The sequence below is a fragment of the Actinacidiphila polyblastidii genome, from assembly GCF_036353415.1.
Classification (GTDB): domain Bacteria; phylum Actinomycetota; class Actinomycetes; order Streptomycetales; family Streptomycetaceae; genus Actinacidiphila; species Actinacidiphila polyblastidii.
Map to the genome: position 1 here is coordinate 206,707 of NZ_JAZEWV010000009.1, position 13,402 is coordinate 220,108.

Sequence of the window (13,402 nt, forward strand, 5' to 3'; positions counted from 1 at the left end):
TCAGCGGCTCCGGGCCGCGCGTCAGCCGAGGGCGACGTGGAAGATCCTTTCGTTGCTGTTGTTCGGAATGCTGTCCTTGTCGCCGTCGTTGCTGGTGGTCAGCCACAGGCCGCCGTCGGGGGCGGGTTCGACGGTGCGCAGGCGGCCGTAGGTGCCGTTGAAGTACGTCTGGACGTTGGTCAGGTCGCTGCCGGAGATGACTTCGCGGTACATGCGGGTGCCGCGCTCGCAGGCGATGTAGAGGACGTCGTGGACGATGGCGATACCGGAGCAGGAGCCGTCAGCGGTGGGGTAGGTGTGCTTGGGGGCGATGTATCCGGCGGTGCCGCAGGTGCCGCTGGTGCCCTCGCAGGCCGGCCAGCCGTAGTTGCCGCCCTTGGTGATCAGGTTCGTCTCGTCCATGACGGCGTTGCCGAACTCCTGCTCCCACAGGCGTCCTTGGGAGTCGAAGGCCAGGCCCTGCGGGTTGCGGTGGCCGTAGCTCCAGACGTAGTTGCCGAAGGGGTTGTCCGAGGGGACGGTGCCGTCGGGGTTCAGGCGCAGGATCTTGCCGTTGAGGCTGTTCTTGTTCTGCGCGTTGTCGCCGTTCTGGGCGTCGCCGGTGGAGGCGTAGAGCTTGCCGTCGGGGCCGAAGCGCAGGCGGCCGCCGTTGTGGAACTTGTTGCGGCCGATGCCGGTGAGCAGGATCTGCTCGCTGCTGAGGTCGAGCTTGTCGTTGGTCAGCTTGATCCGCACGATGCGGTTGTCGGTCGGGGAGGTGTGCATGATGTACAGCCAGTGGTCGCTGGCGTAGCTCGACGAGATCGCCAGGCCGGTCAGGCCGCCCTCGCCGTCGGTGCTCTGCACGTTGGGCACGGTGCCCACGTCGGTCTTGGCGCCGGTGGCCGGGTTGAGGTGGATGATGTTCTCGGCGTCACGGCGGTTGTACAGGATCGTGCCGTCGGGCAGCGTGGCCAGGCCCCACGGGATGTCGGTGTCGGTGGCGATCTGGGTGACCGCGCAGACCGGGCTGCCGCACGCGGAACCGGTGGTGAGCGAGACGCTGTTGCTGTGCGCGGAGACGTTGGCCTGGGCGTCACGTGCCACGACGTAGTACGTGTAGCCGGTGTTGGAAGTCAGTCCGCTGTCGGTGAAGGTGGTGGGCGGCGGGGTCGTGCCGTTGGCGGTGACCGTGCCGGCCTTGGTGCTGCCGCGGTAGATGTCGTAGAACTTGACCGCGATGTTGTCGGTGGACGCCGACCAGTTCAGGGTGACCGTGGTGCCCGAGACCGACCCGGTCAGCCCGCCGGGGGCGGTCGGCGGCTGGGTGTCGACCTGGCACTGCGGCGGCGTGATCGACACCGTCGCACTGGCCTGCGAGACGTTGCCCGCGGCGTCACGGGCGTTGACGTACAGCCCCCAGGTCACGCCGGGGACGACGGTCAGGCTGGTGGACAGCGTGCTGCCGCTGACCGACTTCATCAACTGCCCGTCGTGGTAGACGTCGTAGAACGCGACCCCGGTGTTGTCGGTCGCCGCGTTCCACGCGAAGGTCACCGAGTCGCACAGCAGATTGCTGACCCGGGCGTTGCCCGGCACCGTCGGCGGCTGGGTGTCGCCCGCCGTGGTCTTCCACTGCTGGTTGCCCCCGCCGTTGCAGGTCCAGAGCTGCACCAGCGTGCTGTTCGCGGTGCCCGCGCCGACCACGTCCAGGCAGAGACCGGACTGCACCCCGGTGATGGTGCCGTTGGTGTTGATCTTCCACTTCTGGTTGTCGCCGCCGTTGCACGTCCAGATCTGCACCGTGGCGCCGGGCGTGGTGGCGCCCTTGGCCACGTCCAGGCACTTCGGGCTGTCGTAGACCCGCAGCTCGCCGGCCGTCGTGAGCGTCCACGCCTGGTTGGCCTGGGAGTTGCAGTCGTAGATGTTGACGCCGGCGCCGTCCGTGGTGCTCTGGCCGATCACGTCCAGGCAGCGGCCTGACGCGGTACCCGTGATGTGGGACCCGGTGGCCGCCGACGCGGTGGTCGCGCTGGTCGTCAACGTGGCCACCAGGGCCGCGATCGCGGCCAGCGCGGCGACGGCGACGGTGAGCCATCGACGGCGGTGCCGCCTGTGCGGGGATGTACCGAACACGGAGGTCTCCTTGCGGATGATGAGGGTCGGATCGGGGGTCGGGGGGGGTCGGAGGACTGCTTCAGCAGCCCGTGTGTGCCCGGCGGCCTGGGGTGGTGGGCCGCCGGGTGGCGCCTCACGCGCCGGGCGCCGACCACTTCTGGTTGGCGCCGCCGTTGCAGTCCCAGATCGCCAGCCGGGTCCCGTCGGTGGTGGCGGAGGCCGGGTCGTCGAGGCAGCGGCCGGAGGCGGGGTTGCGGTAACCGCCGTTGTAGGACTGCCACTTCTGGTTGCCGCCGCCGTTGCAGGTCCAGAGCTGGACCTGGCTGCCGTTCGCGGTGCCGGCGTGGGTGACGTCCAGGCATTTGCCGAGCGCGTGCAGCGTGCCGTCGGAGGGCGCGGTCCACACCTGCGCGTTGGTGCCGTTGCAGCTCCAGAGCTGGACCGCAGTGCCGTCGGCGCTGCTCGCCGCGTTGACGTCGAGGCACTTGCCGGCGATGCCGGAGCGCACCGGGCCGCTGCTGACGGCGACGGGCGCCTTGATCCAGCCGGCCGCGTCGGCGGCCTGGATGCCGGCGTTGAAGGCGTCGGACATCTTCTGGTAGCCGCTGTCGTTGGGGTGCAGCTGGTCGGAGAGGTCGGCGGCGGTCAGCGCGCCCATGTCGACCAGGCGGACGTGCTTGCCGGCCGCCTGCTCGGCCTGGACGATGCCGGGGATCTTCGCGTTGAACGCGGGCCTGTTGGGCTCCTCGGTGGGGTTCGTCGACACGATGAGCGTGCCGACCAGCACGGTCGCGTCGGGCGCGTCGGCGGTGATCTGGTCGATCAGCGCGTGCAGCCGGTCGGTGGCGGTGGGGACCTGGTAGTTCTGGTTCAGGTCGTTGGTGCCGATCTCCAGGGTGACCACGTTGGGCCGGTACTGCCCCAGCGTCGCGTCGGCGATGCCGGCGATCTGGTCGATCCGCCAGCCGGAGTGGCCCTCGTTGTCCGGGTCGGACATGGTGCCGTTGCGCTGGGTGCCCACGAAGTCCTCGGCGTGCCCCTCGGAGGACAACGCGGCGTACAGGTCGCCCCGGTAGCTGTTGCCGGTGCTGCTGCCGATGCCCCAGGTGATCGAGTCGCCCAGCGGCATCACCCGCAGGGTGGCCGGCGCCGCCGCGGCCTGGGGAGCGGCGCTCGGAGCCTGGGCGGCGGTGGCCGCCGCCGGTAGAGCGAGGGCGACGCCGAGGGCGCCGGTCGCCAACGCCGCAACCGCAGAAGTGCGATACATCATATATCTGTCCTTCGCGCGTGGGGGGGAGGGGAGGGTGCTGTCAGTCGCCCTGAGGCCGCCCGTTGGGGCGGTCGGGGGCCGGCCGGGCGCTCCGGGGTGGGGAGCTACGCCCGGCCCGGGTTAGCCGTGAGCCGGGAGCGCGGAACGGCTCCCCGCAGGCGGCCTCACGGGTGGGTCATGACGCGGCGGGGAGGGTCCGTCTCCGGCCGGCGCCGCCGCTGACCACGCCGATCCCGCCGGACGTCCGGCCGCGCCGCGTGCCGTCCGCGGTGACGGTGGCCGTGGCGGCGGCGTGCGCGGGAGCGACTGCCACCGCGAGGAGGGCGGCCGGTCCGGCCGGTACCCACAAGGGGGTGAGTCGCATGGTTCGTCGCATGAGCGGGGCCCTTCACCGTGGGGAGCGGGCCGGCGCGCGGCTTGTGGGAGTGCGCATCACGTCCCGCTGGGGAAGATGGTGCACAGTGTGCTGTCGTGTTTCTTTTGGGGTCAACCCTCCGAACAAAGAAACAACTCCCAACAGAAACTTGCGACGGAGCGCCGCAGGTCCGAGCCCCGCGGGGGAAGAACCGGTTTGCTGCGGGCGAACGCGGGCACCGGCCTGCGGTCTTCGCCTCCGGCCCGGAAGCCGACCGACGCCCTGACCGGTGCGCGCCGGAGTCCTGACGTCGGTCACGGACCGTATACGAGGTGTCCTGCACCGCGAGCGGCATTGTCGAAGCAGCCGGGCTCGTGACCGCACGCGCACAGAACGGCGAACTCCCCGTGGCCGGGGAGGCGCACGGGGAGTTCGCCGGCCGCCGGCAGGATCGGCTGCCGGCTTCGGCCGGGGTCGGCCGGGGTCGGGTGCGGGGCTTCGGGGAAGGCCGTCCGCGGCGCCAGGTGTCCGGATCAGGAGCGGGCCAGCAGGTCGGCGGCCCGCTCGGCGATCGCGTACACGGTGGCATTGGTGTTGTTGGAGGGGATGGCGGGGATGACGGAGGCGTCGGCGACGCGCAGCCCGTCGAGCCCGTGCACCCGCAGCGCGGAGTCGACGACGGAGACCTCGTCGTCGCCCATCATGCAGGTGCCGACGGGGTGGCAGTACGAGCCGAAGTACCTGCGGGCGTAGTCGGCGATCGAGGTCTCGTCCGCGGCGGCGGGCCCCGGAGCGACCTCCTCGATCCCCCACCCGGCCAGCGCGGGCGACCGGGCGATCTCGCGCGCCGCCGCGATGCCGGACAGCACCGCCCGGAGGTCCTCCTCCTCGGTGAAGTAGCGGGGATCGATGACCGGCGCCGCGTAGGGGTCCGCCGAGCTGATCCGCAGGGAGCCGCGGCTGGCCGGCCGCATCGGTGAGACCCCGATGGTGAAGCCGTTCCGCACCGGGGCGACCGGGTTGGGCAGCGGGATGTCGATGAAGATGAGCTGCACGTCCGGTCCGTCGGCGGCGGGCGTGCTGCGCAGCAGCCCCAGGATCTCGCCGTGGTTGTGGCTGGCCGCGGGCACCGGCTGCCGGGTCTGGTGGACGAGGTTGGCGCGCGGGTGGTCGTGCAGGTTCCGTCCCACGCCGGGGAGTGCGTGGCGGACGTCGACCCCGGCCTGCCGCAGGTCGTCCTCGGAGCCGATGCCGGAGCGCTGGAGGATCAGCGCGGACCCGATGCTTCCCGCGGTCAGCACCACCTCCCGGCCCGCCGCCGCGGTGTGGGTCCGGCCCCCGGCGCCGTACTCCACGCCGACGCAGCGGCGGCCCTCGAAGAGCAGCCGGTGCGCGGTCGCCCCGGTGACCACGTCGAGGTTGGGGCGTCCCAGCGCGGGGGCGAGGTAGGCGTCGGCGGCGCTCTGGCGGCGTCCGCCGACGATGTTGAGGTCGACGGGGGCGAAGCCCTCCTCCAGGCCGCCGCTGATGTCGAAGGCGCGGCGGTGGCCCGCCTCGACGGCGGCGTCGAGGCAGGCCGTCAGCACCTCGTTGGGCTGCTGGGCCGGTCCCACGGTCAGCGGGCCGCCGGTGCCGCGGCCGGGGGCGCCGCTGACGGCGGTCTCGGTGCGCTGGAAGTACGGGAGCAGGTCGTCGAAGGTCCACCCCCTGGCGCCGTGGGCGCTCCAGCTGTCGTAGCTGGTGCGGTGGCCGCGGGCGAAGACCATGGCGTTGATGGCGGAAGAACCGCCCAGGCCGCGGCCGCGGGGGAGGGGCACGGGCGCGCCGGACGCCCGCTGGACCACGGTGCTGTCGCCCCAGGCGGCCTCGGAGGCGACGAGCGAGGGCCAGGCCGGCGGATGGGCCACCGATTCCGGCAGCCTGGCCGAGCCGGCCTCCAGCAGCAGCACACGGACCTCGGCGTTCTCGGTCAGGCGCGACGCGAGCACGCACCCGGCCGATCCGCCGCCGACCAGGATGACGTCGTAAGCGGGCTTCGGTGAAGACATGATCGTCCAATCTGGTGTGAATCATCGATCCGTAATCAACGGTACCAGTGATTCGAATCAATGGTCCGCTTCGTCTGATACCGACGGTTTGCCTCGACATACGTGTGCGCCGTAGGATGGTGCGAGGTGCCCGTCCCCGCGCAGATGTGACCGATGGGTCCGCGTGAGGCGAACGGCCCTCACCGTGCCGGGCGCACCCGCACATGTATTCACCACAGAGGACCAGGACGGTTCGGAACGCTATGGCCACGCCCCCCACGGAGACCTCACGGTCCGAGCTGCTCGGCACGATCATGAGGGAACACCGGGACGGCCTGCTCGCGTACGCCGAGAGGATGCTGGGCGACCGCGCGCTTGCCGAGGACATCGTGCAGGAGGCGGTCATCCGGGCCTGGCGGAACATCGACCGGCTGCTCGGGATGGACGGAAGGGTGCGGAGCTGGCTCTTCACGGTGACCCGGCATCTGGTCGTCGACTGGGTGCGCAAGCCCCATGCCCGCAGGGAGGCCGTCGGAGTCCACCCCGACCACCCCGTGGCCGGCGCCGACGGCACCGAGGCGGTGCACGACGTCCTGCTGCTCGGGCGGCTGCTGCGCCAGTTGTCCCCGGAGCACCGTGCGGTGCTGGTCCACACCTACCTCTGCGACCGCAGCATCGCGGAGACCGCCGGCATCCTCGGAGTGCCCGCCGGAACGGTCAAGAGCCGTCAGCACAACGCCCTGCGCAAGCTGCGTGCGGCGGCCCGGCCCGAGGTGGCCCGCCCCGAGGCGGCCCGGGGTCATCAGGCCCCCTGCGCCTGAGCGGAGGGCGACACACATGTCCCGCGTCGAGGCCGGCCGCAGGCGGCCGGCCAGGCGTCCGGACGAAGGCAGACACGTTTGCGTTTATACTCGGCTGCGACGGCGGTGGGGAGGCGTCCGCAGTCACCTCCGCGTGGCCGGTTCGGTCGTGTGGCCCGGTGGGTCCACCTGACACATGTGCGGTATCACGTTCACCACGGCCTCGTCGGCCCGCGCGATGTGAGCTGGCGGCGAGCGCCCCGGCCGTGCTCCGGCCGGCGACCTATCGAGGGGTTCTCGTGCACATCCATCAGGCGGTGCCGGTGGAAGGCTGGACGCCGTTGGCACAGGCCGACCGTACGCTCGCCCTCTCCTGGAACTCCGGTGCGAGCGCGCTGACCCTGGCGCTCGCGGAGCTCCTGCTGCTGGTGGGGCTGTTGCTGCACTTCCTGGTGCGCAGACAGGGGGGCCGGCGCAGGGCCTGGCGCCGGCTGAGCCGCCATGTCCGCCTGACCCGCCGGGCGTTCTCGGACCCGGTGCGGGAGTTCCTGCACTTCCGCGCGGCCGTACGCCAACTGACCCGGCTGCTCGGCTCGGAGGGTGCGGCGACCGTCGCCCACCGCGCTCTCGACGCCGCCGACGCCGCGGTCCGCCCCGACGCCGCCGAGGCGTTCGGTTTCGCGGTCACCGTCCGCCTCGCCACCCGGCGCGACGACGGCGAGGTCACCGTACGCCTCGCCGGCCGGGACGTGCCGGCGCCGGAAGGGCCCTGGCGTACCGACCGCGACCCGCTCGTCCGGTACGCCTCCGCCGCCGACGCGGGCAGCGCCGCCACCGAGAGCCCCAGCGCCGGGGACCGTACCGCCGGGAAGCTCGACGCCGGGGACCCCACCGCCGGGGACCCCGGCGCGGAACCGCCCGCCACCCCCAGGGTGCTGGTGCCGCTGGGCCTGGCCGACGACGGCGCCGCCTTCCTCGACCTGACGCGCGGCCCCCGCATCCTGAACACCTACGGCGAGCGCCGGGCCATCGGTGCGTTCGTCCAGGCGGTGGCGGCCTACCTGGACCTGCCGGGCGGGGCTGCCGAGGTGCGGGTGGCACGCGGCGTGCTCCCGCGCTTCGACGGTCCCGACCTGGACGCGCTGCTGGACGCCCTGGCCGCGCCGGCGCCGGAACGCACCCGGCCGGTGGTCGTGGTGTGCGCCGCCCCGGACGACGAACAGGCGGCCCGGCTCTCGGAGATGGCCGGCGCGGGACTGCTCTGCGCCGTGGTCGTCGGTCCGATGCCCGCGCACCGCTGGGAGGTCCGGGTCGACTCCCGGGGCCGCACCGAGACGCCCGGCCTGGGCATCGAGACCGACGCCGCGCCGCTCGGTCCCGCGGTCGCCCGCACCGCCCGCAGGAGCGGCGCGCGCCGGCGGCGAGGGGGGCAGCCGAAGGGCCTGCCGGCGCGTCCGGCAGGGCCGCGGCCTCCGGCCGGCGGACCGGACCCCCGTCTCCCCGCGCCGAAGCCGGACACGTCCGCCTCCCGGCAACCCCCCATCCCGGCAGCCGGATCGGCGGTCCCCGCGGCCGCCGCCCGGACCGCCGCGCGAGCCGTACCCGGCGCCCGCGGCGCCCGGCCGGCCGGCCCGGCGGCGACACCGGACGTGCGGCGCACCGCCGCGGCCGGAGCGCCCCCCGCACGCCTGCCCGAGCCCCTGGCTCCGGCCGTCCGCGACCTGTTCGCAGAACCCGAGATCACGGGCGTCTCGGCGGCGGCGACCCCTGCCACCGAGCCCTTCGAGACCCCCCGAACCGAAAGGCGGAACGAGGCGTGAAGCTCCTCGTCACCACCGTCGACGAGCAGCGGGAGCAGCGCGACGTTCTCGTCAACGCCGCCGCGACCACGCCCGTGCGCAGGCTCGCCCCGCACCTGCTCGCCGCCCACCGGGGTACCGCCCCCGTGGCGCCGGACGCCGCCGAGGAAGAGGACGTCCCGCTCTACCTCGGCGACCGGATGCTCGATCCCGACGCCGTCCTGGCCTCCTCCGGGATCCGGGACGGCAGCACGCTGGGCCTGGGCCTGCCCGTGGACGCCGTGGACGCCGCCGGATCGGTGTACGGACCCGGCCGGCACGAGATGCCCACACCCCGGGCCCCCGGCTCCGCCCCGGTGGCGGAGATCCAGGTGATCGGCGGTCCGGAGGCCGGACGGGTGCACCGGCTCGGCGTCGGCACCCACCTGATCGGCCCCCGGCCGGGCAGCTCCGTACGGCTGACCGGCAGGGGCGTCCCCGAGGACGGCCTGCGCCTGACGGTGCGTCCGGACGGCACGGTCCTCGCCGTACTGCCCGAGGACTCCGGGCAGGTGCGGCTCTCCCTTCCCGAGGCGCCGCCGCCGCGCCCGCGCGCGGACGTGACGGCGCTGCCGCCCGAGCCCGACCCCGACGAGGACGGGCCCCGCACGCTGCCACGCGGCTGGACGCCCTGGCAGACGGACGGTGAACTCGTCGTCGGCGAGCACCTCCTGCGCGCGGCCCGGCCCACCCGGGCCGACGCCGCGGTGGTCGCGTCGCCGAAGGCCGGCCTGGACTTCAACCGGCCGCCGCGGCTGCTGCCCCCGCTCCAGCCGGAGACCTTCCGGCTGCCCGGCCCGCCCGAGCCCCCCAAGCGCCGCCCCCTGCCCTTCCTGGTGATCATCGCGCCGATGTTCCTGGGCGTGGCCATGGTGTGGTTCTTCAACTCCTTCCTCTACCTGATGTTCATGGTCCTCAGCCCGATCCTGGGCGTCGGCAACTGGATCGGCGGACGGCGCAGCGGCCGCAAGGAGTACCTCCAGGGCGTCGCCAACTACCGGCTGCGCCGCGCCTCCCTGGAGGCGGACGTACGGGCCAAGGTGGAGCACGAGCGGCGTGTACGGGTCGCCTCCGCTCCTGATCCGGCGGTCGTCGGCCTGATGGCCGTCGGCCCCGGCGCCCGGCTGTGGGAGCGCCGCCCGTCCGACCCCGACAATCTCGTCCTGCGCATCGGCACCACCCAGCAGCAGTCGCTGCTCCAGATCGACGACGGCTCCCGCGAGGACAACCACCGCGCCGCCGGCTGGCAGATCCCCGACATGCCCATCGGCGTGGACCTGGCCGGCAGCCAGGTCGTCGGGGTCGCCGGACCCGAGGAGCCCGCCCGGTCGCTGGCCCGCTGGGCGGTGGCCCAGGCCGCGGTGCTGCACAGCCCGCGCGACCTGAAGATCTGCGTCCTCACCGACAGCAAGGCCGCCGACGCGTGGGAGTGGGCCCGCTGGCTGCCGCACGCCCGCTCCGGGCTGGCCGCGTCCCAGGACAACGCCCCCGTCATCCTGCTCGGCAACGACCCCGAGACCGTCGCCAACCGCGTCACCGAGCTGATCAACGTCATCCGCAACCGCAACCAGGCGCGGCAGGCCACCCTGCGCGGCGCCCTGCTCAGCGAACCCGACATCCTGGTCGTGCTGGACGGAGCGCGCGAGCTGCGCGACGTCCCCGGCATGGTCCAGGTCCTCAAGGAGGGCCCGCTCAGCGGCATCCACCTGCTGTGCCTGGACCGCGAGGAGCGGATGCTCCCCGAGGAGGCCAGCGCCGTGGTGGCCATCGCCAGGGACACGCTGACGCTGCGCCGTACCGGACTGCCCGACATCACCGGCATCCGCCCCGACTTCGTCACCTCCGCGTGGGCCGAACGCGTGGCCCGCGGTATCGCCCCGGTGCACGACGTCACCCCCGACGCCTCCGGCGGACTGCCCGACAGCGTCTCGCTGCTCGACCTGCTCGACCACGAGCCCCCCACCGCCGAGGAGGTGCTCCGGCGCTGGGAGCGCCGTCCGGCCTCCACCTCCGCGCTCGTCGGCCAGGGCTTCGACCGCCCGGTCGCCTTCGACCTGGTCAAGGACGGCCCGCACGCGCTGATCGCGGGCACCACCGGCTCCGGCAAGTCCGAGCTGCTGCAGACCTTCGTCGCCTCGCTGGCCGCGGTCAACCACCCTGACGAACTGACCTTCGTGCTGGTCGACTACAAGGGCGGCAGCGCCTTCAAGGACTGCGTGCGGCTGCCGCACACCCTGGGCATGGTCACCGACCTGGACAGCCACCTCGTGCAGCGCGCGCTGACCTCGCTGACGGCCGAACTGGTCCGCCGCGAGCACATGCTCGCCGCCGCCGGCGCCAAGGACCACCCCGAGTACCGGGCACTGCGCCGCCGCGACCCGGGCCTGCCGCCGATGCCGCGACTGCTGCTGGTCATCGACGAGTTCGCCACCCTGGCCCGGGAGATCCCCGACTTCATCCCCGGCCTGGTCGGCATCGCCCAGCGCGGCCGCTCGCTCGGCCTGCACATGGTGCTGGCCACCCAGCGGCCCGGCGGTGTGGTCACCAACGACATCCGCGCCAACACCAACCTGCGGATCTCGCTGCGCGTCACCGACGCCGCCGAGAGCACCGACGTGCTGGACGTGCCGGACGCGGCGAGCATCTCCACGGCCACCCCCGGCCGCGCCCTGGTGCGGCTCGGGCACCGCTCGGCGATGAGCTTCCAGACCGCGTACGTGGGAGCCCCGCGCCCGCAGGCCGAGACCGTCCCCGCCGCCGGCTCCCCGGACGACCCGGGGGAGGAACCCGCCGGGCCGACCGGGCCCGCGCCGGAGTTCTTCGACGAGGACACCGGACTGTGGATGACCCCGCTGTCCTGGCAGCGGCTCGGCCGCCCGGTGGAGGCCCCCCAGGAGATCGAGGACGAGTTCGCGCACCTCGACGACGAGGAGGGGCCGACCGACCTGATGGCGCTGGTGGACGCGCTCGTGGAGGCGGCGAGGCTCTCCGGCCACCGGCCGCACCCCAGCCCGTGGCTGCCGCCGCTGTCCGGCAGCCTGACCCTGTCCGACCTGCCGGAGCCCGCCGCTCCGGCCGCCGAAGGACAGCTGGTGTGCGCCGCGTGGGCCCGCGAGGATCGGCCGCAACTCCAGGCGCAGCCGCCGGTGTTCCTTGACCTGAACACCTTCTCGCACCTGTTCGTGCTGGGCATGCCGCGCTCCGGCCGGTCGCAGACCCTGCGCACCGTCGCCAGCGCGCTGGCCCGCGCCAACTCCGTCGCGGACGTGCACTTCCACGCCATCGACGCCGGCGGCGGCGCGCTGACGGCGCTCTCCGCGCTGCCGCACACCGGCGCCGTGGTGCCGCGGGCCGACGTGGAACGCATGGGCCGGCTGCTGAACCGGCTCACCGCAGAACTGGTGCGCCGCCAGGAGCTCATGACCGCGCACTCGGCCGCCACCGTCACCGAGCTGCGTGCGGCCCTGCCGCCGAACCGCCGCCCGGCGCACGTCGTGCTGTTCATCGACGGCTGGGACACGCTGAGCGCGTTGATCGGCGAGATCGACGAAGGCCGCATGGTCAGCCAGGTGGGGATGCTGCTGCGGGAGGGCGCGGCGGTCGGGGTGCACGTCGTCGCCACCTCAGAACGGGCCCTGATGGCCGGGCGGATCGCGGCGCTCAACGACAACAAGCTGCTGCTGCGCATGAACGACTCCGGCGACTACACCATGAGCGGCATCCCGCGGGACCAGGTTCCCTCCGTGATCCCGGCCGGCCGCGGCTTCCGCACCGACACCGGCGGCGAGCTGCAGGTCGCCGTGCTGCCGGGCGGTCTCAGCGGTCCTGAGCAGGCCGAGGCGCTGCGCCGGATCGGCACCGAGGCGGCCGCCAGGGACCTGGGCGTGCCGGCCTCGGCACGGCCGTTCCGGATCGAGACGCTGCCGACGACGATCCGCTTCCAGGAGGCGTGGGGCCGGGCCGGCGCGGCGCGGCCCGCACCGCTGAGCGCGATGCAGGGACTCGGCGGCGACGAGGTGGCCCCCGTGTGGGTCGACTTCGCCGGTGTCGCCTCGACGTACACGATCGTCGGGCCGCCCGGGTCCGGCCGCAGCACCGCGCTGCTGTCCCTGGCGGCGTCCCTGCTGCGCTCCGGGACCGCGGTGGTGGCCCTCACCCCCCGCGAGTCGCCGTTGCGCGGGCTGGAGGGCCACCCCCGGGCCGTCGTGCTGGCCTCGCCCGCCCCGGGCGAGCAGGAGCTGCTGACGGCGCTGGAGAGGGTCGGCGGCGCCGCGGTGGTCATGGTGGACGACGCCGACCTGCTCTCCATGTCACCGGTGGACGCCGTGCTGCGGGACATCGCCTCCTCCGGCCGCGACCGGTCCCTCGGCCTGGCCGTCGCCGGTCCCGCCGACGCCCTGGTGTCGCCGCTCAGCAGCTGGATCGGCCAGGTCCGGCGGTCCCGCAGGGGACTGCTGCTGTCCCCGCAGACCATCGGCGAGGGCGACGTGCTGGGCCTGCGGCTGCCGCACAACGTGGTCCGGGTGAACCGGGTCCCGGGACGCGCCTTCACGGTCGACGACGAGGGCGCGCTGATGACCGTCCTGGTGCCGGAGACCGAGGCCGCCGACGCGCGCTGAGCAGACACGGGAAAGGGGCGCCGCGTCGAGCGGCGCCCCTTTCCCGTGTCCGGCGGCCGGGCCGGCGCTACTTGCCGCCGGCCCCCTCGATCTGCGCCTTCATGGTCCGGTCCATGTCGTCGATCTGGGTCTTGATCGACGTGAACTGCTTGGCGAAGTCCTCGATCTTGGCGACGATGTTCGTCAGCTGCCCGGTGAACTGCTGGTAGGCGTGCTGCATCGCCGGGCTGGTCTGCTGCAGGAACAGACCGTCGCCGAGCAGGTTCTCCACCGTCCCCTGCAACTGCAGCAGTTGCGGGTTGATGTTCGTCACGGCGTTGTTCAGCTGCGTGGCGACGGTGTCGATCTGGCTGTACTGGAGCTGGATGTTGTTGCTGGGCATGGGGGCTCCCTGGG

Annotated in this window: 7 protein-coding genes; 3 read left to right on the plus strand and 4 right to left on the minus strand. The window is 73.4% G+C overall.

Translation table 11 applies throughout. The features are described from left to right. Positions 1-21 precede the first annotated feature (21 nt). The 3 genes from V2S66_RS14365 to V2S66_RS14375 all read right to left on the minus strand — a co-directional run bounded on the left by V2S66_RS14365 (position 22) and on the right by V2S66_RS14375 (position 5,770). Positions 22-2,115, minus strand: a complete 2,094-nt coding sequence (locus V2S66_RS14365; protein ID WP_330795304.1) for a PQQ-dependent sugar dehydrogenase — start codon at positions 2,113-2,115, stop codon at positions 22-24. 115 nt (positions 2,116-2,230) lie between these two features. After that, a complete protein-coding gene (locus tag V2S66_RS14370; RefSeq protein ID WP_330795306.1) occupies positions 2,231-3,364 on the minus strand; it encodes a ricin-type beta-trefoil lectin domain protein in 1,134 nt (377 codons plus the stop codon). Between the two features lie 891 nt (positions 3,365-4,255). Then, the gene (locus tag V2S66_RS14375) at positions 4,256-5,770 is read right to left on the minus strand and encodes a GMC family oxidoreductase (RefSeq protein ID WP_330795308.1); all 1,515 of its coding nucleotides are present in this window, start codon (positions 5,768-5,770) and stop codon (positions 4,256-4,258) included. A gap of 242 nt (positions 5,771-6,012) precedes the next feature. Here V2S66_RS14375 and V2S66_RS14380 point away from each other — a divergent pair, with 242 nt between their 5' ends. The 3 genes from V2S66_RS14380 to V2S66_RS14390 all read left to right on the plus strand — a co-directional run bounded on the left by V2S66_RS14380 (position 6,013) and on the right by V2S66_RS14390 (position 13,006). Then, positions 6,013-6,570 (plus strand): sigma-70 family RNA polymerase sigma factor, encoded by a 558-nt coding sequence (locus V2S66_RS14380; RefSeq protein ID WP_330795310.1) that lies wholly within the window; start codon positions 6,013-6,015, stop codon positions 6,568-6,570. Positions 6,571-6,848: 278 nt separating this feature from the next. Beyond that, positions 6,849-8,369, plus strand: a complete 1,521-nt coding sequence (locus V2S66_RS14385) for a hypothetical protein (protein ID WP_330795312.1) — start codon at positions 6,849-6,851, stop codon at positions 8,367-8,369. Then, positions 8,366-13,006 carry an FtsK/SpoIIIE domain-containing protein gene (locus V2S66_RS14390; RefSeq protein WP_330795314.1) on the plus strand — a complete coding sequence of 1,547 codons (4,641 nt, stop codon included), beginning with the start codon at positions 8,366-8,368 and terminating at the stop codon, positions 13,004-13,006. The genes V2S66_RS14385 and V2S66_RS14390 overlap by 4 nt, the downstream gene beginning before the upstream one ends. A gap of 67 nt (positions 13,007-13,073) precedes the next feature. Here V2S66_RS14390 and V2S66_RS14395 read toward each other — a convergent pair whose 3' ends face one another. Then, entirely contained in the window at positions 13,074-13,388 is a 315-nt protein-coding gene (locus V2S66_RS14395) for a WXG100 family type VII secretion target (RefSeq protein WP_330795316.1), read from the minus strand. Between the last annotated feature and the right edge of the window lie 14 nt (positions 13,389-13,402).

What these genes read in the sequence shown, in the direction of transcription:
- V2S66_RS14370 (WP_330795306.1), bottom strand. Translation starts at nt 3,364, where the DNA reads ATGTATCGCACTTCTGCGGTTGCGGCGTTGGCGACCGGCGCCCTCGGC.
- V2S66_RS14375 (WP_330795308.1), bottom strand. Translation starts at nt 5,770, where the DNA reads ATGTCTTCACCGAAGCCCGCTTACGACGTCATCCTGGTCGGCGGCGGA.
- V2S66_RS14380 (WP_330795310.1), top strand. Translation starts at nt 6,013, where the DNA reads ATGGCCACGCCCCCCACGGAGACCTCACGGTCCGAGCTGCTCGGCACG.
- V2S66_RS14395 (WP_330795316.1), bottom strand. Translation starts at nt 13,388, where the DNA reads ATGCCCAGCAACAACATCCAGCTCCAGTACAGCCAGATCGACACCGTC.